This is a genomic window from Exiguobacterium sp. R-39 (assembly GCF_049942815.1).
Taxonomy (GTDB): Bacteria; Bacillota; Bacilli; order Exiguobacteriales; family Exiguobacteriaceae; genus Exiguobacterium_A.
In genome coordinates this window covers 1,946,687-1,966,314 of sequence record NZ_CP187965.1, presented here as the reverse complement: position 1 = coordinate 1,966,314, position 19,628 = coordinate 1,946,687, and the positions used below count along the sequence as shown (strand labels likewise).

Annotated in this window: 20 protein-coding genes and 1 riboswitch; of the genes, 17 read left to right on the top strand and 3 right to left on the bottom strand. The window is 48.3% G+C overall.

Features of this window, described 5'->3' with window-relative positions; genetic code table 11:
- The 3 genes from rpe (at position 1) to ACP26N_RS10455 (ending at position 2,020) form a co-directional block, all read left to right on the top strand.
- Positions 1-657, top strand: coding sequence for a ribulose-phosphate 3-epimerase (gene rpe, locus ACP26N_RS10465; protein WP_131502611.1), 657 nt, complete (start codon positions 1-3; stop codon positions 655-657).
- A gap of 23 nt (positions 658-680) precedes the next feature.
- Positions 681-787: riboswitch (TPP riboswitch) on the top strand.
- Positions 788-851: 64 nt separating this feature from the next.
- The gene (thiT, locus tag ACP26N_RS10460; protein ID WP_131502610.1) at positions 852-1,412 is read left to right on the top strand and encodes an energy-coupled thiamine transporter ThiT; all 561 of its coding nucleotides are present in this window, start codon (positions 852-854) and stop codon (positions 1,410-1,412) included.
- A complete protein-coding gene (locus ACP26N_RS10455; protein WP_131502609.1) occupies positions 1,412-2,020 on the top strand; it encodes a thiamine diphosphokinase in 609 nt (202 codons plus the stop codon). Before thiT ends, ACP26N_RS10455 begins: the two co-directional genes overlap by 1 nt.
- A 55-nt stretch (positions 2,021-2,075) precedes the next feature.
- Here the strand turns inward: ACP26N_RS10455 and ACP26N_RS10450 are convergent, their stop codons facing one another.
- Together ACP26N_RS10450 and rpmB are read right to left on the bottom strand one after the other, a co-directional pair.
- Positions 2,076-3,479 (bottom strand): amino acid permease, encoded by a 1,404-nt coding sequence (locus ACP26N_RS10450; protein WP_131502608.1) that lies wholly within the window; start codon positions 3,477-3,479, stop codon positions 2,076-2,078.
- 129 nt (positions 3,480-3,608) lie between these two features.
- The gene (gene rpmB / locus ACP26N_RS10445) at positions 3,609-3,797 is read right to left on the bottom strand and encodes a 50S ribosomal protein L28 (protein WP_012370787.1); all 189 of its coding nucleotides are present in this window, start codon (positions 3,795-3,797) and stop codon (positions 3,609-3,611) included.
- A 283-nt stretch (positions 3,798-4,080) separates the two neighbouring features.
- On the opposite strand from rpmB, the gene ACP26N_RS10440 reads away from it, so the two are divergent.
- The 11 genes from ACP26N_RS10440 to rnc all read left to right on the top strand — a co-directional run bounded on the left by ACP26N_RS10440 (position 4,081) and on the right by rnc (position 14,259).
- Positions 4,081-4,443, top strand: a complete 363-nt coding sequence (locus ACP26N_RS10440) for an Asp23/Gls24 family envelope stress response protein (protein ID WP_026827974.1) — start codon at positions 4,081-4,083, stop codon at positions 4,441-4,443.
- Positions 4,444-4,468: 25 nt separating this feature from the next.
- Positions 4,469-6,142 carry a DAK2 domain-containing protein gene (locus ACP26N_RS10435; RefSeq protein WP_370528937.1) on the top strand — a complete coding sequence of 558 codons (1,674 nt, stop codon included), beginning with the start codon at positions 4,469-4,471 and terminating at the stop codon, positions 6,140-6,142.
- Between the two features lie 92 nt (positions 6,143-6,234).
- A complete protein-coding gene (gene sdaAB / locus ACP26N_RS10430) occupies positions 6,235-6,897 on the top strand; it encodes an L-serine ammonia-lyase, iron-sulfur-dependent subunit beta (RefSeq protein ID WP_131972502.1) in 663 nt (220 codons plus the stop codon).
- A gap of 4 nt (positions 6,898-6,901) precedes the next feature.
- Positions 6,902-7,798: an L-serine ammonia-lyase, iron-sulfur-dependent, subunit alpha gene (gene sdaAA / locus ACP26N_RS10425; RefSeq protein WP_026827977.1), complete on the top strand. Its 897-nt coding sequence runs from the start codon at positions 6,902-6,904 to the stop codon at positions 7,796-7,798.
- Positions 7,782-9,812, top strand: a complete 2,031-nt coding sequence (gene recG / locus ACP26N_RS10420; RefSeq protein ID WP_131502605.1) for an ATP-dependent DNA helicase RecG — start codon at positions 7,782-7,784, stop codon at positions 9,810-9,812. The genes sdaAA and recG overlap by 17 nt, the downstream gene beginning before the upstream one ends.
- An 85-nt stretch (positions 9,813-9,897) precedes the next feature.
- Complete coding sequence (gene fapR, locus ACP26N_RS10415) at positions 9,898-10,467, top strand: transcription factor FapR (protein ID WP_114595475.1); 570 nt, start codon at positions 9,898-9,900, stop codon at positions 10,465-10,467.
- On the top strand, positions 10,464-11,459 hold the full coding sequence (plsX, locus tag ACP26N_RS10410; RefSeq protein WP_131502604.1) for a phosphate acyltransferase PlsX: 996 nt from the start codon (positions 10,464-10,466) through the stop codon (positions 11,457-11,459). Before fapR ends, plsX begins: the two co-directional genes overlap by 4 nt.
- Before the next feature lie 13 nt (positions 11,460-11,472).
- Positions 11,473-12,393 (top strand): ACP S-malonyltransferase, encoded by a 921-nt coding sequence (fabD, locus tag ACP26N_RS10405; protein WP_131502603.1) that lies wholly within the window; start codon positions 11,473-11,475, stop codon positions 12,391-12,393.
- Complete coding sequence (gene fabG / locus ACP26N_RS10400) at positions 12,390-13,121, top strand: 3-oxoacyl-[acyl-carrier-protein] reductase (protein ID WP_131502602.1); 732 nt, start codon at positions 12,390-12,392, stop codon at positions 13,119-13,121. Before fabD ends, fabG begins: the two co-directional genes overlap by 4 nt.
- A 69-nt stretch (positions 13,122-13,190) precedes the next feature.
- Entirely contained in the window at positions 13,191-13,430 is a 240-nt protein-coding gene (acpP, locus tag ACP26N_RS10395; RefSeq protein ID WP_012370777.1) for an acyl carrier protein, read from the top strand.
- Positions 13,431-13,488: 58 nt separating this feature from the next.
- Positions 13,489-14,259, top strand: a complete 771-nt coding sequence (gene rnc / locus ACP26N_RS10390) for a ribonuclease III (protein ID WP_034769816.1) — start codon at positions 13,489-13,491, stop codon at positions 14,257-14,259.
- Positions 14,260-14,308: 49 nt separating this feature from the next.
- Here rnc and ACP26N_RS10385 read toward each other — a convergent pair whose 3' ends face one another.
- Positions 14,309-14,509, bottom strand: coding sequence for a DUF1128 family protein (locus ACP26N_RS10385; protein WP_026827983.1), 201 nt, complete (start codon positions 14,507-14,509; stop codon positions 14,309-14,311).
- A gap of 126 nt (positions 14,510-14,635) precedes the next feature.
- On the opposite strand from ACP26N_RS10385, the gene smc reads away from it, so the two are divergent.
- The 3 genes from smc to ACP26N_RS10370 all read left to right on the top strand — a co-directional run bounded on the left by smc (position 14,636) and on the right by ACP26N_RS10370 (position 19,628).
- Entirely contained in the window at positions 14,636-18,205 is a 3,570-nt protein-coding gene (smc, locus tag ACP26N_RS10380) for a chromosome segregation protein SMC (RefSeq protein WP_426353784.1), read from the top strand.
- Positions 18,202-19,206 carry a signal recognition particle-docking protein FtsY gene (ftsY, locus tag ACP26N_RS10375; RefSeq protein WP_114595480.1) on the top strand — a complete coding sequence of 335 codons (1,005 nt, stop codon included), beginning with the start codon at positions 18,202-18,204 and terminating at the stop codon, positions 19,204-19,206. Before smc ends, ftsY begins: the two co-directional genes overlap by 4 nt.
- A 101-nt stretch (positions 19,207-19,307) precedes the next feature.
- A complete protein-coding gene (locus ACP26N_RS10370) occupies positions 19,308-19,628 on the top strand; it encodes a putative DNA-binding protein (protein ID WP_426353783.1) in 321 nt (106 codons plus the stop codon).

Genomic DNA, 19,628 nt, shown 5'->3' with positions numbered 1-19,628 from the left:
ATGATTAAAATCGCACCATCAATCTTATCAGCAGATTTTGCAAATTTAGAGCGGGATGTCAAAGCAGTTGAAGCGGCGGGAGCCGATTATATCCATTTTGATGTCATGGATGGTCAATTTGTTCCGAACATTTCCTTTGGACTCCCTGTATTAAGCAGTTTACGTCAAAAAACAGATATGGTTCTCGACGTCCATCTCATGATTGATCGTCCGGAAAACTTTGTCGAATCCTTCGTTGCAGCAGGTGCTGATATCGTAACCTTCCACGTGGAGGCGACGAATCATGTCCATCGTGTGTTGCAACAAATCAAAGCAGCTGGAGCGAAAGCAGGAGTAGTACTCAACCCGCATACGCCGCTGTCGACGATCGAACACGTGCTTGAAGATGTGGACATGGTCTTATTGATGACGGTCAATCCGGGATTCGGCGGACAAGCGTTCATTCCAGGTGTGATGAAGAAATTAAATCAACTGGCTGCAATGAAAGCAGAACAAAATCTATCCTTCGAGATTGAAATCGATGGTGGAGTTAATGCGGAAACAGCAAAATTATGTATCGAGAATGGGGCAAACGTACTTGTTGCAGGTTCCGCTATCTACAATGCACCGGATTATTCAGAAGCAATCACTAGTATTCGGAATGCTGCTCACGTATAATAGGGGCAGAATCAAAATTAAATGATGACCGCAAGGGGTGTCGCGTCAAGCGGCTGAGAGAAGTGATTGGACTTTAACCCTTCGAACCTGTTCCGTTCAGACGGACGTAGGGATGTGGCGCACGCAGGCAGTACGGCGTTCGTCGTACTGCCTTTTTGCCGTCCTGCGATTTTATTTTTTAGGAGGAAAAAAGGATGAAACGGCTACAAATGTTAATGGAAATTGCAATCTTTGCAAGTCTTGGTGTGGTGTTCGATTTATTGATCCCATTTAAAATGCCGCAAGGTGGTTCAATTAGTTTAGCGATGTTACCGATTTTCGTCATGGCGTTTCGTCACGGCGTTGTCGGTGGGGTCGTGACGGGAGCGCTCGTCGGAACGATTCAACTGATGTTCGCTCCACAAATCCTGACGGTCGTCCAGCCGTTACTCGATTATACGATCGCGTTTGGAGTCGTCGGGCTGAGCGGACTGTTCGCACGGCAAGTCAAAAAAGCAGCAGCAGCCGGGAAAAATGGCCGTCTAATGGCGATTGTACTAGGTGCGACATTGCTTGGTGCAGGTTTCCGTTATGTCTGTCACGTCATTAGTGGAATCGTGTTCTTCGCTGAGTATGCGGAAGGTCCGGTCGTCCCGTATTCGTTGATCTATAACGCGACGTATATGGTTCCATCGTATCTGTTATGTGGTATTGTCGCAGGACTCCTGTTTACGACAGCACCACGACTTCTTCGTTATTCAGCACGGGGTGTCTGATGCGGGTTGTGATTGTAGCGGCCGGTCCGGCGGAAGACATCCCGTCCCTGAAACCGTTTATGGATGAGAAGACGGTTGTCATCGCTGTTGACGGAGGTGTCACCGTGTTGGCACAGCAAGGTTTCGCTTTTGACTTGGCGATTGGGGACTTTGATTCTCTCGGATACAAACCGGAAGGAGCGATCATCCATCCGGCTGAAAAGGATGAGACCGACTTGGAACTGGCTTTACGACATGTCAGTCAACAGTATGAAGCAACGGAAGTGTTAATATTCGGTGCGACCGGAGGACGACTTGATATGACGCTTCAAAACGTCTATCTGCTAAAACAATTTCCGGCAGTCCGCTTGATGACGAAGCGGGAAGAGGTTCGTTTCTTACAGCCGGGGACGTATGAGATCGAGGCAGATGGATTTCACTATCTCTCTTTCATCCCGCTCGTTCCGACATGTCTGACCCTCCGCGGGGTCAAGTACCCGTTGACGAATCATGACGTGCCGGTCGGCGGATCATTGACCGTCAGCAATGAATGGACACATCACGGAGTGGCGAACGTGACGGTGCATACCGGTGAAGTGATTGCTTTAAGAAGTTTGTCAGACCACTAAAAAACGTGATCGGCTTTAGGATATCCTAAAAGTCGATCACGTTTTTTGTAGTTTTTTAAGATTTTAATGTCGAGCTGGCTGCCTGACGTTCAGTTTGAGCCGCAATATGTTTTCCTTTGACGAACAGGTGGTAAGAGGCCCACGTCAAGAGGAAGAATGGAACGCCTATATACAGCGCAATCCGTTGATCCGCTTGGAATGCCAAGCTGATCAGTACAAGCATGTTTAAAGAGAACGAGATAATCGGCAAGACCGGGAAGAACGGAGTCTTGAATTTCAATTCACTGACAGCATGTCCCTCTTTGATGAATTGACGACGGAAGGCGATCTGTGAAGCGGAAATCGAAATCCAACCGACTTGCGCACCGAGTCCGGCGAGTGACAACAACCAGATGAAGACGGTATCTTCCGCGAAAAAGGCAGTCAATAGTGATAACATCGCAAACAGCATCGTAAAGCACAAAGCGCGCATAGGTACTCCGCGTGAGTTGACGATGGCAAGTTTTTTCGAAATCATGCCTTCTTGTGACATCGACCATAACATCCGAGTAGCAGCGTACAACCCCGAGTTCCCGACCGACAGTAAGGCTGTCAACACGACGATGTTCATTAAATCAGCTGCATAAGGAATTCCGATGGCATCAAATACCATGATGAACGGACTGCTGATGCCGCCGGCTGTTTCGTAAGGAATCAAGGCGCCGACAATCGTAATCGAGAGGACGAAGAAGATGAACGTCCGCCAGACGGTATTACGGATTGCTTTTGGAATCGATTTTTCTGGATCGTTTGATTCTCCGGCAGCAACCCCAATCAATTCGGTTCCTTGGAACGCAAAGTTGACGGCAATCATCGTCGTCAATACCCCCAGGGCGCCGTTCGGGAATAATCCGTTTGAAGTAAAATTGGCGAACAAACTTTCCGGACGTGCTGCCGCCATATCAATCCAGCCAAACCAAGCCGCTCCCCCGAGCACGATGAAAAATAGAATGGCAAGGACTTTCAGGCTCGAAAACCAAAACTCAGCCTCCCCGAAGGCTTTTGCGGAGACCGCATTGAGACCGAATAAAATGACGGTGAAAATCGCACACCAGATGACGATTGGTGTATCCGGAAACCATCGATCCATCAGACTGCCGGCTGCCGTGATTTCGAGCGCCACCGTGACAGCCCAACCGAGCCAGTAAATCCAACCGACGGCAAATCCGATACCCGGTCCGATGAACCGTGTCGTATACGTTTGGAAAGATCCTGAGACCGGCATATGGACAGCCATCTCCCCTAAACATAACATCGTCAGATACATGATGGTCCCACCCACGATGTAACTGAGAACCGCCCCGAGCGGTCCCGCTTGCGAAATCGTCAATCCAGAACCGAGGAACAGTCCCGTACCGATAATCCCTCCTAGTGAAATCATGAAGAGATGTCGGCTTGTCATTTCTCTTTTTAACTGCATGTTGACCCTTCCCCCTTGAAAAAAATAACTGCTCACTTATTGTAAGCGTTTTCAATTATTCAGACAATTAGTTTATAAGAAAAATAAAAAAAGAACCGGAAGGGAAGATTCCCATCCGGTTACTGCGCCTTATACGCGTTCGACTTTACCTGATTTGAGCGCTCGAGCTGAAACCCAAACCTTTTTAGGTTTACCGTCAACGAGGATACGTACTTTTTGTACGTTGATTCCCCAAGTGCGTTTCGTTTTGTTCAATGCGTGTGAACGGTTGTTTCCCGACTTCGGCGATTTCCCAGTAACGTAGCATTTACGTGCCATGTGTTCCGCCTCCTTTTATGTTGTTTTGCGTTCGTCCTAATAGACACTTTGCTATCTTAGCATGCTGTTAAGACGGTTGCAACATAAAAAAAGTAGCTGACAAGAAAAAAACTTGACAGACAACCTCAAAATTTAAAATAATGAATGAGGATGATGGTAAAAGTTCATTTGACCGCTACTATTTTTCACATATTCATTGTATAGTCAGTACGGCGACTTTTCAATAGTAGGTCCTTATAGTAGAATTATGAGAAGAACACAATTAACAAAGGGGGCTACTCAAGTGGCGATCGAGATGAAAACGACTTATGGAAAAATTGACGTAGACAATGATGTCGTTGCGCAACTTGCAGGCGGAGCAGCGATGGAATGTTTTGGTGTCGTTGGTATGGCATCCCAGTCGCAAATCAAAGACGGACTGGCTGAACTGCTGAAACGCGAAAACTTTGCCCGTGGTGTCATCGTGCGGCAGGTATCAGAACAAGTTCACATCGATATGCATATCATCGTGAGTTACGGTACGAAAATCTCAGAAGTCGCAAACAACGTCCAGAGCCGTGTGAAATATTCACTCAGCCAGGCACTTGGTTTAGAAGTGACATCTGTGAATATTTTTGTCCAAGGAGTCCGCTTGACGAATGTCTAAGGCGGGAATAGAGGAGGAAACTTTAGTGAGCGTAGATCGTTTAACAGGAGCGCAACTGGTCAAGATGATCCAGAATGGCGCAGCGAATCTCTATCAAAATGCGGATTTTGTCGATTCGCTGAACGTTTTCCCGGTCCCAGACGGTGACACGGGAACAAACATGAATTTGACGATGACATCGGGTTCGAAAGAAGCCGCAAAAACAACGACAGACTCGGTCTCAGAAGTTGCCACGGTTTTTGCACGTGGTCTTTTAATGGGAGCACGCGGGAACTCAGGCGTTATCTTAAGCCAATTGTTCCGTGGTTTCTCGAAATCAATCGAAGGAAAAGATGCGATTGATACAAAGGAATTCGCAGATGCCCTGCAAAAAGGGGTCGACACAGCGTATAAAGCAGTCATGAAACCTGTCGAGGGAACGATTTTGACAGTAGCACGCGAGACAGCTGTTGCAGCCATTGCCCAGTCAGAATCAACGACCGATCTGCTTGAGTTGATGCGCGGTATCGTTGAAGCGTCAAAAGTATCACTTGAAGGCACACCAGACTTGTTACCTGTACTTAAAGAAGTCGGCGTCGTCGATTCCGGTGGTCAAGGTCTTGTTTGTATTTATGAAGGATTCCTTGCGACACTTGAAGGGAAAGAACTTGAAAAACCGCATGCACCGGTCATGGAAGCACTCGTCGAAGCAGAGCATCACAAATCGGCTCAAAGCTTCATGTCGACGGAAGAAATTCATTACGGCTACTGTACGGAAATCATGGTTCGTTTCCAGGACGATAAACTGGCGAAAACACCATTTAGCGAAGAAACCTTCCGGAATGAGCTCGCGGAATTCGGGGATTCATTACTCGTCGTCGCAGACGAAGAGTTACTGAAGGTCCATGTTCACGTCGAAACACCGGGTGAAGTCATCACGAAAGGTCAACGTTTTGGTGAACTCGTTGCCGTCAAGATCGAAAACATGCGTCAACAGCACTCGACGATCCTTGAAGAAGAGGGCGTCAATCAAGTGGCAGCTCCAGTCGCGACGAAAGCAAAAGCGCAGTCGGCGCTTGTGACGGTAGCGATGGGTGAAGGAATCAGCGAACTCTTTAAATCACTGGGTGTCAGTGTCGTCATCGAAGGCGGACAAACGATGAACCCGTCAACGGAAGACATCGTTAAAGCGATCGAAGATGCCCATGCGGAACATGTCTATGTCTATCCGAACAACTCAAACATCATCATGGCGGCCGAACAAGCGGCATCAGTGGCCTCTTGTGGTGTGACAGTCGTGAAATCGAAAACAGTTCCTCAAGGACTTGCCGCGACAATCGTCTACAATCCGGAAGCGACAGTCGCTGAAAACGAACGTCATATGATGGATGCGATCGCAGCAGTCAAATCTGGTCAAGTCACATATGCCGTCCGCGATACGAGTATCGATGGTGTCGAAATTAAAAAAGATGATCATATGGCGATTGCTGAAAAGCAAATCATCGCAACGGATCGTTCGAGTCTCGGTGCGGTCAAGAAACTCGTTGACACACTCGTGACGGACGAAGATGAAATCATCACAGTCCTGTTTGGTGAAGGCGTGGCGCAAGCAGAGGTTGACGAACTTGTTGCTTACATCGAATCCATCAATCCGGAAGCGGAAGTAGAAGTGCATGACGGCAAACAGCCACTCTACTCGTATATCCTGAGCGTCGAATAATATAAAACGTGAACGTACCTTTTCACACATCCCACCATCTGCGATAATAGAGGTGGGATTTTTGTTTAGTTGGAAGAGAGGGGAAAAAGAAGATGAAGTACCGAAGTGTATTTGATATCATCGGACCGATTATGGTCGGACCATCCAGTTCGCATACAGCGGGGGCAGCGCGAATTGGATTAATGGCAGGGAAACTGTTTGGCGAACAACCGACGGATATTACGATTACGTTTTATGGATCATTTGCGGATACGTACCGGGGACACGGAACGGACGTCGCCATTATCGGCGGTGTCCTTGGCTATGACACGTTTGACGACCGGATTCCGGAATCGATTAAGATTGCGGAACAAAAAGGGATCCGGATTCATTTTGAAACAAGTGAGGCGTTGACGGACCATCCGAATACGGCTCGCGTTCATTTGACGGATGGACAGGCGGAGTTTGAACTCGTGGGTATTTCAATCGGCGGGGGAACGATTGAGATTACCGAGTTGAACGGTGTGCCGTTAAAGTTGTCAGGCGGTGGACCGGCCTTGATCGTCCTGCATCATGACCGCTTTGGTGCGATCGCAGCCGTCACAAGTATTTTGGCCGATTATGAAATCAATATCGGACACATGGAAGTATCGCGTCATGAAAAAGGTAAACAGGCATTAATGGCCATAGAAATCGATGACCGGATGCCGATTGCTGTACTTGAAGAAATCAACCGGTTACCACAAGTCGAGCGTTCTGTCATGATGGGAGAGTGAAGAGATGTTTAAATCCGTAAAAGAACTCGTCGCACTGGCGACTGAAAAAAATGTACCGATTTCAGAAATCATGATTGAACAGGAAATGACCGTTAGGCACCTCGAGCGGGATGAAGTCCTCGGGATGATGGAACGGAATCTCGAAGTAATGGAAGCGGCGGTCGAACGTTCGTTGACAGGGGACGGCGTCGAGTCCGTCACCGGTCTGACCGGCGGCGATGCGGTCTTGCTGCAACGATACCGGGCGAGCGGTCAAGGCTTATCCGGTGATCTGTTGTTAGATGCCGTCAGCAAGGCGATTGGAACGAATGAAGTCAATGCCGCGATGGGCAAAATTTGTGCAACACCGACGGCTGGTAGTGCGGGCGTCGTCCCGGGAACATTATTCGCAGTTCGGGAACGCTTGAATCCGAGTCGCGAACAGATGCTACGTTTCTTGTTTACATCCGGAGCATTCGGCTTCGTTGTCGCGAACAATGCGTCTATTTCCGGCGCAGCGGGCGGATGTCAGGCGGAAGTCGGTTCGGCAACGGCAATGGCGGCGGCGGCAATCGTTGAAATGGCGGGCGGAACACCCGATCAATCGGCCCATGCGTTTGCAATCGCCCTTAAGAATATGCTCGGACTCGTCTGTGATCCGGTTGCCGGACTTGTCGAAGTACCGTGTGTAAAACGAAATGCCATGGGCGGAGCGAATGCGCTTGTTGCAGCTGATATGGCGTTAGCCGGTATTACGTCACGGATTCCGTGTGATGAAGTCATCGGAGCGATGTATGAAATCGGCCAAATGATGCCATCCGCTTTACGGGAGACGGCCAAAGGCGGACTTGCCAACACACCGACCGGACGCTGGCTCGAATCAAAAATCTTTGGGGAACTCTCGAATGAATCCATTAAGTAAAGTGACTGCACTAAAAGGAGTAGGGCGTGATTTAGCCCGTAAACTCGAAGAAATGGATATGCTGACGATTGCGGACGTGCTTGAGCACGTCCCGTTTCGTTATGACGATTTTGTGACCGGCAGTCTGACAGAAGCGATCCATGAAGACAAAGTGAAATTCACGGGGCAGGTTCAATCGGAAGCGCTTGTCCGTTATTATGGAAAAGGAAAAAACCGGCTCACATTCCGTCTGCTTGTCGAAGACCGTTACAGCGTCACCGTGACGATGTTCAACCGTGCTTTTTATAAAGATCAGTTAAAACTCGGCGAAGAAGTGACGGTCAGTGGCAAATGGGATTTACACCGAATGACGATTTCGGCGACGGAATTACAATTCGGAGCGATTGAGGGGGAATTGACGCCGGTCTATTCGCTAAAAGGAGATATGCGGATGAAGACATTCCGGCGGGTTGTCGAACTGGCTTTTGCCGAAAGCGAAACACTCGAAGAACGCGTTCCGGATAACATTCGCAAAACGTACCGGTTACTTGATCGCATGACGATGTTGCGTCGGTTGCATTTCCCGACGACCCGGCAAGATTTGACGACCGCTCGGAGAAGTTATGTGTATGAGGAATGCCTGTACTTCCAACTGAAGTTACAGACGTTACGTCTCGGAAAACGAAAGGGACAAGGTCTTGCTTTGCCGTTGTTCCAGCAAGAAATCGACCAATTCATCGCAGCGTTACCTTTTCCGCTCACGGGAGCACAGCAACGTGTGACGGAAGAAATCTTAGCCGACATGCATCGACCGGAACGGATGAACCGGCTTCTCCAAGGGGACGTCGGAAGCGGGAAGACGGTAGTGGCAGCTATCGCCCTCTTCACTGCAGTCCGTGCCAATAAACAAGGGGCATTGATGGTGCCGACAGAGATTTTAGCGGAACAGCATGCTTCATCACTGGCTCCATTGCTCGAGCCGCTGGGAATCAAAGTAGGATTACTGACGAGCTCCGTCAAAGGAAAAAACCGGGTGCTCCTACTGGAAGCATTAAGGCAAGGGGAAATTGATGTGTTGGTCGGGACACATGCCTTGATTCAAGATACGGTCATTTTTAAGGATCTTCATCTTGTCATCACGGATGAACAGCACCGGTTTGGTGTCGAACAACGAAAACGTCTCCGGGCGAAAGCGGAGAAGGCGGATGTTCTTTATATGACGGCAACACCGATTCCACGGACACTTGCGATTTCCGTGTTTGGTGATATGGATGTCTCAATCATTGACGAGATGCCGGCAGGAAGAAAAGAAATTGAAACTTATTGGGCAAAACCGGAACAAATGGAACGTGTCTTTGGGTTTGTCGAAAAAGAGTTACTGCTCGGTCATCAAGCGTATGTCATCACGCCACTGATTGAGGAATCTGAATCACTTGATGTTCAAAATGCAATCGAACTGCATTTGCTTTTGACAGAACGGTTTTCCACGCAACGTGTCGGATTGATGCACGGTCGTCTCAGTTCGTCAGAAAAAGACGACGTCATGCAAGCCTTTAAGGAAAATCAAGTGCAAGTCCTGGTTTCGACAACCGTCGTCGAAGTCGGTGTCAACGTCCCGAATGCCTCGATCATCGTCATTTATGACGCGGAACGATTTGGTTTGGCCCAATTGCACCAGTTACGTGGTCGGGTCGGGCGGGGAGCAGCCCAATCGTTTTGTATCCTGATTGCCGATCCGTCTTCCGACACAGGAAAAGAACGGATTAAAACGATGACAGAGACAAACGACGGATTTAAGTTGGCTGAAAAAGATTTGGAATTACGCGGAGCCGGAAACTTCTTTGGAACCGAGCAAAGCGGATTGCCCCGATTCGTGCTGACGGATCCGGCACTCGACATCCAAGTGATGGAGACTGCACGAAACGACGCAGTTCGTCTGTTACGTTCCGATGCCTTTTGGCAACAACCGGAGTACGCAGTTTTACGGCAATACATCGAACAGCAGGGACTGCTGGACGGAGAAAGAATCGAATAATACTTGAAAGTGAACAACAAGGGATATATACTACTATTAGTACCAGGTGATAATGGTAAACATCCTTCTTGTGGGAGGAACGTACATGCGGGTACCTAAAAAAGAGCGACAAACTGAATTACAGCATACAATTGAACAAAATCCGTTCATTACGGATGAAGCATTAGCGACTCATTTCAACGTCAGTATCCAGACGATTCGTCTGGACCGAATGGAAATGAAGATTCCGGAACTACGTGAACGTATTAAACACGTCGCGACGGAACGGTTAGATGATGTGCGTACATTGACTGAAAATGAAGTCATTGGTGATATGATTGACCTGAAACTGGATACATCGGCGATTTCGATTTTAGAAATCCTACCGGAACACGCGTTCAGCCGAAATGCGATCGCCCGCGGACATATTTTGTTTGCCCAAGCGAACTCATTGGCAATCGCCCTGATTGATGATGAACTGGCCTTGACGACAAAAGCCAATGTCCAGTTTACGCGATCCGTCCACGTTGGTGAACGTGTCGTGGCGAAAGCATTCGTCAGCTCGCATCGACAAGATGGACGATCGGACATTAACGTCGAGAGTTTTGTCGGCGATGAGTGTGTGTTCATCGGTGAATTTACGGTGTATCGAAGTAGTAAGGAGGAGTCAAGATGATTTTAGCAGTAGACGCAATGGGAGGAGATCATGCTCCACGCGCCATCGTAGAAGGAGTCGTCCAATTTTTAGCGGAACGTCCAACGGAACAGGTTGAAATTCGGTTGGTCGGCGATGAATTAAAGTTACGTTCGTATGACATCAAGGATCCACGTGTGAAAATCGTCCACGCTGCATCCGTCATTACCGGGGAAGACGAGCCGGTCCGCGCAATCCGTCGCAAGAAAGATAGCTCACTCGTGGTGGCTGCAAACCTGGTGAAATCAAAAGAGGCAGATGCTTTGATTTCAGCAGGCAACACGGGTGCACTCATGACAGCCGGATTGTTCGTGATCGGTCGAATCGAAGGAATTGACCGTCCGGCATTAGCGCCGACTTTCCCGACACGAAATGGAAAAGGGGTCGTCATCTTAGATGTCGGTGCCAATCCAGATGCAAAAGCAGAACATCTTTTGGATTATGCGATCATGGGGTCGGTCTACGCAGAACAAGTCAGAGGAATCAAACAGCCAAAAGTGGCGTTGCTGAATATCGGATCAGAAGCCGGTAAAGGGAACGCACTGACGAAAGAGACATATCCCCTGCTTGAGGCCGCTCCAATCCATTTTGTCGGGAACGTTGAGGCGCGAGAAGCGATGAGCGGTGAAGTGGATGTCATCGTAACGGAAGGATTTGCCGGAAATACGCTCTTAAAGAGTACAGAGGGTGCCGCCAGCATGATCATGGGCGTCATGAAAGAACAATTCATGAGTTCGTTCAGTTCAAAAATTGCGGCCTTGATTCTAAAGCCGAAACTGAAAAAAATGAAACAACTGCTTGCCTATGAAGAATACGGCGGAGCCGGATTGTTCGGGATTGCCGCTCCGGTCATCAAAGCACACGGCTCAAGTAATGCCTATGCATTCAGCCGGGCATTGGCACAAGCAGAACAAATGGTTGAACAGCAGGTAGTCACAAAAATCATCGAGGCAAAGACAACGAAAGAAATCTAAAGGGGTGAGACGGATGGGTAAAACAGTTTGGATGTTTCCAGGTCAAGGTTCACAAATGCCAGGAATGGGACAAACGCTTCTACATCATGAAGAGTCACGTCAAGCATTGATGGACCTTGGGACACGGATTGGTCTCGATTTAACGGATTTATTGACGACGGGGACAAAAGAAGATTTGAAGCCGACAGAAATTGCACAACCTGCCATCGTTGCACACAGCACGTTGCTTGCGAATCGTTATGCGGCACTTGGTCATCGACCGGACTTTGTACTCGGACATAGTGTCGGAGAGTACAGTGCACTCGTTGCAGCGTCTGTGTTAACAGCAAGTGAAGCGGTTTACCTCGTTCGCGAACGAGGTAATCTGATGAATCAAGTGACAGGCGGTACGATGGCAGCTGTCATCGGGCTGAACGATGTCGAAGCCGCACATCATGCGGTCGAGTCCATCGCGGCAACAGGAGAGATCGTCCAAATTGCAAACTACAACTGTCCGGGACAATTCGTGATTTCAGGACAAGTTGCAGCTGTCGAGGCGGCGACTGCGAAATTAAAAGAGTTGGGTGCGAAACGTGTCCTACCGCTTGATGTATCGGGAGCGTTCCACTCGTCGTTAATGACTCCATTCGCCTCACGATTTGAAGATATCTTGGTTTCTTCACCTTTCCAGGCGGCGAAAACAAAATTCATCTCGAACGTCGATAGTGATTTTCACGATCAGCCGGATGAATTGATTCGTTTACTGGTTCAACAATTGTATTCACCGGTTCGTTTTGAATCTTGTGTGGAAAAATTGATTGAAGAGGGTGCGGATACATTTATCGAATTCGGTCCGTCGTCACCACTTAGTGGGCTCGTCAAGCGGATTAAAAAAGATGTCAAGATCGTCAGCATCACGACACTTGAACAATTGGAAGCGGAGGCGATTCGTTGAATAAAGTAGCACTCGTAACCGGTGCATCACGCGGAATCGGAGCCGCTATCGCCAAACGATTGGCGACAGACGGATTCCGGATCGTCGTGAACTACGCCGGTAATACAGCAAAAGCAGAAGAAGTCGTATCATCTATCGTTGATGCCGGTGGTGAAGCCATCGCCGTCCAAGCAGACGTTGCAGACGCTGAACAGGTGAAAGCATTGCTGAAGACGACAATGGATACGTACGGCCAGTTGGATTGCGTCGTCAATAATGCCGGTATCACGCGGGATGGTCTGTTGATGCGAATGAAAGAAGCCGATTTTGACGCCGTTCTGAATACGAACTTAAAAGGTGCGTTTCTTGTGACGCAAGCAGCGACGCGCCCCTTGTTGAAATCGAGCGGCCGCATCATCAATATCGCTTCCGTCGTCGGAATCACCGGTAACCCGGGTCAAGCCAACTATGTGGCGGCAAAAGCCGGTCTGATCGGATTTACGAAGTCGGTCGCACGTGAACTGGCGAGCAAAGGCGTTACGGCAAATGCGATTTGTCCCGGTTTCATTGAAACCGATATGACGGATGAATTGACAGAAACACAACGCAATCAGACACTCGACCAAATTCCGTTAAAACGATTTGGTCAGACGGAAGATATCGCGTCGCTTGTCAGTTTTATCGCGTCAGACAATGCCCGTTACATCACTGGTCAAACTTTGGCAGTCGATGGCGGCATGACAATGTAAGTGAACTGTGGTACTACTTTGCCAAATTGGCAATCATCTTATATACTCAACTCATGGAGGGATTTTCAAATGACAAAAGAACAAATTTTAGTAGACGTGCAAGAAGCAATCGCAGAGAAATTAGGCAAAGAACAGAGTGAAATCACACTCGACAAATCGTTCAAGGACGATCTCGGAGCAGATTCACTTGAAGTCATGGAACTCGTTATGGATCTCGAAGACAAATTCGAAATCACAATCGAAGATGACCAAGCAGAAAACTTAAAAACAGTTGGCGATGTCGTCAGCTACATCGAAACACAAGTCTAATACATGAAGCTGGACCCACCGCGTTTTTGCGGTGGGATTTAGCTGTTTAGGAGGCATTATGACGAATCAAAAGGGACGTCGTGTCCGAAAAGGACCGTATGTAAAGCGACGGAAAGACTCACGGGCTTTGGCGCAAATTGAACAGAAGTTCAGCCAGTTGCAAGAACGGCTGGATATTCATTTTGCGAATGTAGAACTATTGAAGCAAGCATTTACGCATTCTTCTTTCGTAAATGAACAACGTGAATCAGATGGAGATAACGAACGTCTGGAGTTTTTAGGCGATGCCGTATTAGAATTGACGGTCTCCAGGTATTTATTTCAGCACTATCCGGAACGTTCCGAGGGGGAATTAACAAAGCTGCGTGCGGCCATCGTGTGTGAGCCGTCACTGGTCCAGTTCGCGAATCATTATGAGTTTTCTGAAATGATTCTACTTGGCAAAGGTGAGGAACTGACAGGGGGAAGAAATCGTCCAGCACTATTAGCGGATGTGTTTGAAGCCTTCATCGGAGCCTTGTATTTGGACCAAGGGATTGAAGCTGCAGAACGATTCCTCGCCGAAGCGGTTTTTCCGAAAGTGGCGTCTGGATTTTTTGAAGAACAAACTGATTTTAAAAGCCAGCTCCAAGAAGCCATCCAACGGGTCGGACTTGGACAAATCGAGTATGAAATCATTGAGGAACGTGGTCCGGCGCACAGTCGTGAGTTCATCTCGCGCGTACACATCGCGGATAAGCTGGAAGGCATCGGGACCGGTCGTTCGAAAAAAGAAGCCGAACAGCAAGCAGCTAAACAAGCATTGCTGGAACTTAAAAACAGCTTCTGACATGGAAAAGGCACCCATTTTAAAATGGAGTGCCTTTTTTTGAGGAATCTTAAACGGTTTTGAGTGATTTCAGTTCGTCGACGATAGCATCGACTTCTGCTAACGTCAAGGACTCACGCATCATGACGAAGTCATAAATCTCTTTTAAATCATCATTTTTTGTTCCGTCGAATTGTTCCGCCTTGATGACGCCTTTGTTGATAATGTTTAATTTATCCAAAATGTCTACAATCATTTGTTCAATTGTCATGTCTTAAAATCTCCTCTTCATTTCTTTAAGCCTAACATTACCATAAAAGCTACCATTTTGTAGACCTTTCGGCTATGGTAAACTAAAAGAAAATCAAAAAGAAATTTAAACATATGGGTGGTCAAGATGTACTTAAAACGAATTGAAATCAATGGCTTCAAGTCATTTGCCAGTCGGACGGAGCTCGACTTCCTTCCGGGAGTCACAGCCGTCGTCGGACCCAACGGCAGTGGGAAGTCCAATATATCGGATGCTGTGCGCTGGGTGCTCGGTGAGCAATCAGCTAAATCATTACGCGGTGGGAAGATGGAAGATGTCATCTTTGCCGGAAGTATCACGGAACACCGGAAACAATTTGCGGAAGTCACGCTCGTGCTCGACAATGAGTCGGGGACTGTTGCCTTGCCGTATCAAGAAATCAATGTAACGCGGCGTGTCAGCCGGAACGGCGACAGTGATTATTTTTTAAATAAAAAACCATGCCGATTAAAAGATGTTCTGGATTTATTCATGGATACCGGATTGTCGCGTGACGCGTTCGCCATCATCGGTCAAGGACGGGTCGAACAAGTGATTTCCGGAAAGCCGGAAGAACGACGCGCGGTCATCGAAGAGGCAGCAGGCGTCTTAAAATACCGGAACCGTAAAAAACAAGCCGAACGAAAGTTAACGGATACAGAAACAAATTTGTCACGGGTCGACGACATCTTATTTGAACTGGGTGGACGAATTGAGCCATTACGGGAACAAGCATCTCTGGCAAAAGAATTTTTAGTTGCACGGGAACGGTACGACTTCTTGGAACGGGGCATCATTGTAACCGAAATTCAACAATATAAGACACAGCTTGCTGACGTGTCGACGGAAATCGAATCGTGCCAAGCTCAGTTATTGATGGAACAAGACCGGTTGCAAGATACGATTGCAACACGGGAAACGCAAGAAACGTCGCTAGAAGAGACACGGCGACTTGAGACGGAGATGCAGGATCGTTTACGGCTTGTCTCGAATAAACTCGTTGAAATCGAAGGGGCTTTGAACCTGGCGAAAGAGCGGGAAAAACACGGGGCGGAAATGAAGGCGCGTCTGGAACGGGAAGTAGCAGTTGCCGAACAACGCGTAGCGCAAATCGAGCAAGAGGAACAGGCGGTGCTGAAACAACAGCAACAGACACAGCAACTGTACCTCGATACTGTTGCGCAACGGGAACAAGCCGATGCTGCCTTGTCTTACTCCGATCGGGATTTTGAAAAAGAAGCCGAACAATTACGTTCGGAAGCCTTTGAAGTGGCCAGCCGTCTGGCGGCGGCAACGAATGCTTACCACCGTGCCAAACAAGATCTTCTTCATGCAGAAGAACAGCAAATCAGCTTTTCTGAAAATGTCGGGTCAAAACAAACGGACCGCTCGACGTATGAAGCCGAAACGATCCGTCTGGGGCAACAGGCGGAAGAGTTGCGGAACCGTTTAGAAACGTTGCGTCAAGAAGAACACGCACAACAAGACCAGCACCGTCAGCAACAAGAGACGTTGCGGCAAATGGAGCAATCCATCATCGATCTCCACCGGCGTCGCGATAAGACGGAAGACCGGATCGAGTTTTTGGAATCGGTCAAAGCGGACTACAGTGGCTATTTCGGAGCCGTCAAAACCGTTTTGAAACAACGTGACCGGATTGCAGGGATCCATGGCGCTGTTGCGGAACTGATTACCGTTCCTGCCCGTTTTGAGGCGGCAATCGAAACTGCTTTGGGCGGAGCGATGCAAAATGTCGTCGTCGATACAGATGTCACAGGCCGGAAACTGATTCAAGAACTACGTCGATTGAATGCCGGTCGGGCGACATTCATGCCGCTCGCGTCCATTCAGCGTCGTGAACTGAGTGCTTCCGTGCAAGAAAGTCTATCCGGCATGTCCGGCTACCTCGGCGTTGCGAGCAATCTGGTCACGACACGAGAAGACTTCACAAAACTGAAAGAGAATCTGCTGGGGACGACTTTGGTCGTTGAATCGCTTGAACAAGCGAATACGATTGCCCGTTCGACAGGACACCGTTACCGGATCGTGACGCTCGAAGGCGATGTCGTCAACGTCGGGGGATCGATGACGGGAGGCAGCCGGAAAAAAGGAACACCTCTCTTCAGCCAGTCGCGTGAACTGGAAGAGTTGCAGACAGGATTAAAACAAGGTCAGGCTGTTATTCGGGAACAAGAGCGACGCCGTGATGAAATGAGAACGGCTAACGCACAACTTGCCGGTTCACTTGAAGAAAATGTCCGCAACATTCAACTGGTCCAGGCGCAATTGGAAAGTGTCCGTGAAGCCTTTACAGAGGCGAAGCGCAGTCTTGCCGTCACCGCCTCGGAATTATCAGTTCACGATGGTCAGCTGAATCGTCTTGCTGAACAAGCGACCGAAGCAAAAGCAATCATTGCAACATCAGAGCAGGACATGGAACAGTTGACGAAACGCCAAGTGGAACTGCGCCAGGCTCTCAATCAACTGAAAGAAGCGCAGTCACGCGGGGCTGTTGCAGTCGAGGAATTGAAACAACAACAAGCTGAAGCATTGCTTGAGGAACGGACGGTCAGTATGACACGCGATCAAATCGACCGTGAAGTCATGCGTCTCCGGGAGACACTGAGTCATGCGAAATTAGAAAGAAGCCATAAAAGGCGTGATTTGAAGCATATTCTGGAAGGATTCGATGAAGCGAAGATTGATGCGCTGCACGTTGAAAAAATGCAGATGCAACAAGAACAAACTTCAGTCGAACATGAATTGACGCTTGTGACAAAAAAAATCCGGCAGGCAGCAGAAGATTTGCGTCTGTTACGGATTCAGGAAGCGAAATTGACGGAAGCACGTCAGGGGACGACGCAACGTCTCGATCAAGCCCGACTCGCCCAGGGACGACTCAGCACACGTCTTGAGACACGTCATGAAATACTGGAAGAAATGGGGCTGGTCGCGGACTTGATCCAACCATTGACCACTTCATTCGAGGAAGCCAAGGAAGAATTACATCTCTTGAAACGGCAACTCGAGGAAATCGGGATTGTCAATCTCGGTGCCATCGAGGAATTTGCTGAAGTCGATCAACGCTTTACGTTCTTGGCGACGCAGCGTGACGATTTAGTCAATGCGAAAACTGATTTGTATGCTGTCATTGAAGAAATGGACCGGGAAGTCGTCCGGTTGTTCAAACAGACATACACCGCCGTTCGGGAATATTTCCGGGAAACCTTCCGTGAACTGTTTGGCGGCGGGGAAGCCGACTTGATTTTAGTGGATCCAACCGACCTCTTGACAAGCGGTATCGATATCGTAGCCAAACCACCCGGCAAAAAGTTACAAAATCTGTCCCTATTGTCCGGTGGGGAACGTGCCTTGACTGCGATTGCACTGCTATTCGCCATCTTAAAAACACGACCGGTCCCATTCTGTGTTCTCGATGAGGTCGAAGCGGCCCTCGATGAGGCGAACGTCGCCCGGTTTGGAGAGTTCGTCCATCAACTGGCACGCGAGACACAGTTCATCATCATTACCCACCGAAAGGGAACGATGGAGTCTGCCGATGTCCTGTATGGCGTTACGATGCAACAAAACGGTATTTCTGAAGTATTATCCGTTAAACTGGAAGAAGCGAGACGGACACTCAGTGAAGAAGTAGAACCAAAGGGGATAAAAAAATGAGTTTCTTTAAAAAATTAAAAGATCGTCTGACGACATCCACGCAAGAAGTGACGTCGAAGTTTACAGAAGGCTTGACGAAAACACGGGACGGGTTGGCGAATGCCGTCAACGATCTCGTCTACCGTTTCCGTGAAGTCGACGAAGATTTTTTCGAAGAGTTGGAAGAAGTATTGATTCAGGCCGATGTCGGTGTCACGACGACGATGGATCTTGTTGAAAAGTTAAAAGTTGAAGTCAAACGTAAAAACGTCAAGGATACAAAAGAAGTGCGTGACGTACTGGTCGAAGTCGTCGCGAGCATGTTGGTGGAAGAGGAAGAGTCGGAACTGGATCTCAGTCACGAACTCAATGTCATCTTATTTGTCGGTGTCAACGGCGTCGGGAAAACAACGACGATCGGTAAACTGGCGAACCGTCTGAAAAACGAAGGCAAAACGGTCATGCTCGCAGCCGGAGATACGTTCCGGGCCGGTGCCATCGATCAACTACAAGTCTGGGGTGAACGTTCCGGTGTGCCTGTCATTCGTCAAGGTGAAGGGTCGGACCCGGCGGCAGTCATCTATGATGCGGTTCAAGCCGCTAAAGCACGAAAAGTCGACGTCCTGATTTGCGATACTGCCGGTCGACTGCAAAACAAAGTCAATTTAATGAATGAACTCGAAAAAGTAAAACGTGTCATCGAACGGGAAATTCCGGGGGCGCCGCATGAAGTATTGCTTGCGCTTGACGCGACAACCGGTCAAAATGCGATGGTTCAAGCAAAAGCCTTTAAACAAGCGACGGATGTCAGCGGGATCGTTTTGACGAAGCTCGACGGAACAGCGAAAGGCGGAATCGTCCTTGCGATTAAGAACGAGTTGGATTTGCCGGTGAAATTCGTTGGTCTCGGTGAAAAAATTGATGACTTACAACCGTTCGATGCTGAACAATTCGTATATGGATTATTTGGAGATGTCTTTGAAGAAAAAGAAACGGTCGAAGAAGTCCGAGAAGAGGACTGACCACGATTTCCTTGTAAAGAAAAAAACTTGACAACACACTGTGAGGGCTGTACTATACTATCTGTAAAGGAATTTCACTTAACAACCGCGGAGGTGTTCGAATGACACTTGATAAGACGAACCGGATGAATTATCTGATTGACTTTTATCAGGAGCTTTTGACGCCGAAACAACGGAATTATATGTCACTCTATTACTTAGATGACTTTTCGTTAGGTGAAATCGCCGATGAGTTTGAAGTCAGCCGACAAGCAGTCTACGACAACATAAAACGTACGGAAGCGATGCTTGAACAATATGAAGAACGACTGAGTTTGTTCGAAAAGTATGAACAGCGAAAGATACTTCTTGATCAGTTGAAGCAACTAGACCTTCCGAGCGAAGCTCACGTGACCATTATGGCACTCGAGCAATTAGAGTAG

Coding starts and splice junctions, on each gene's coding strand:
- rpe (WP_131502611.1), top strand. CDS start 1: ATGATTAAAATCGCACCATCAATCTTATCAGCAGATTTTGCAAATTTA.
- thiT (WP_131502610.1), top strand. CDS start 852: ATGAAACGGCTACAAATGTTAATGGAAATTGCAATCTTTGCAAGTCTT.
- ACP26N_RS10455 (WP_131502609.1), top strand. CDS start 1,412: ATGCGGGTTGTGATTGTAGCGGCCGGTCCGGCGGAAGACATCCCGTCC.
- ACP26N_RS10450 (WP_131502608.1), bottom strand. CDS start 3,479: ATGCAGTTAAAAAGAGAAATGACAAGCCGACATCTCTTCATGATTTCA.
- rpmB (WP_012370787.1), bottom strand. CDS start 3,797: ATGGCACGTAAATGCTACGTTACTGGGAAATCGCCGAAGTCGGGAAAC.
- sdaAB (WP_131972502.1), top strand. CDS start 6,235: ATGAAGTACCGAAGTGTATTTGATATCATCGGACCGATTATGGTCGGA.
- sdaAA (WP_026827977.1), top strand. CDS start 6,902: ATGTTTAAATCCGTAAAAGAACTCGTCGCACTGGCGACTGAAAAAAAT.
- recG (WP_131502605.1), top strand. CDS start 7,782: ATGAATCCATTAAGTAAAGTGACTGCACTAAAAGGAGTAGGGCGTGAT.
- fapR (WP_114595475.1), top strand. CDS start 9,898: ATGCGGGTACCTAAAAAAGAGCGACAAACTGAATTACAGCATACAATT.
- plsX (WP_131502604.1), top strand. CDS start 10,464: ATGATTTTAGCAGTAGACGCAATGGGAGGAGATCATGCTCCACGCGCC.
- fabD (WP_131502603.1), top strand. CDS start 11,473: ATGGGTAAAACAGTTTGGATGTTTCCAGGTCAAGGTTCACAAATGCCA.
- acpP (WP_012370777.1), top strand. CDS start 13,191: ATGACAAAAGAACAAATTTTAGTAGACGTGCAAGAAGCAATCGCAGAG.
- rnc (WP_034769816.1), top strand. CDS start 13,489: ATGACGAATCAAAAGGGACGTCGTGTCCGAAAAGGACCGTATGTAAAG.
- ACP26N_RS10385 (WP_026827983.1), bottom strand. CDS start 14,509: ATGACAATTGAACAAATGATTGTAGACATTTTGGATAAATTAAACATT.
- smc (WP_426353784.1), top strand. CDS start 14,636: ATGTACTTAAAACGAATTGAAATCAATGGCTTCAAGTCATTTGCCAGT.
- ftsY (WP_114595480.1), top strand. CDS start 18,202: ATGAGTTTCTTTAAAAAATTAAAAGATCGTCTGACGACATCCACGCAA.
- ACP26N_RS10370 (WP_426353783.1), top strand. CDS start 19,308: ATGACACTTGATAAGACGAACCGGATGAATTATCTGATTGACTTTTAT.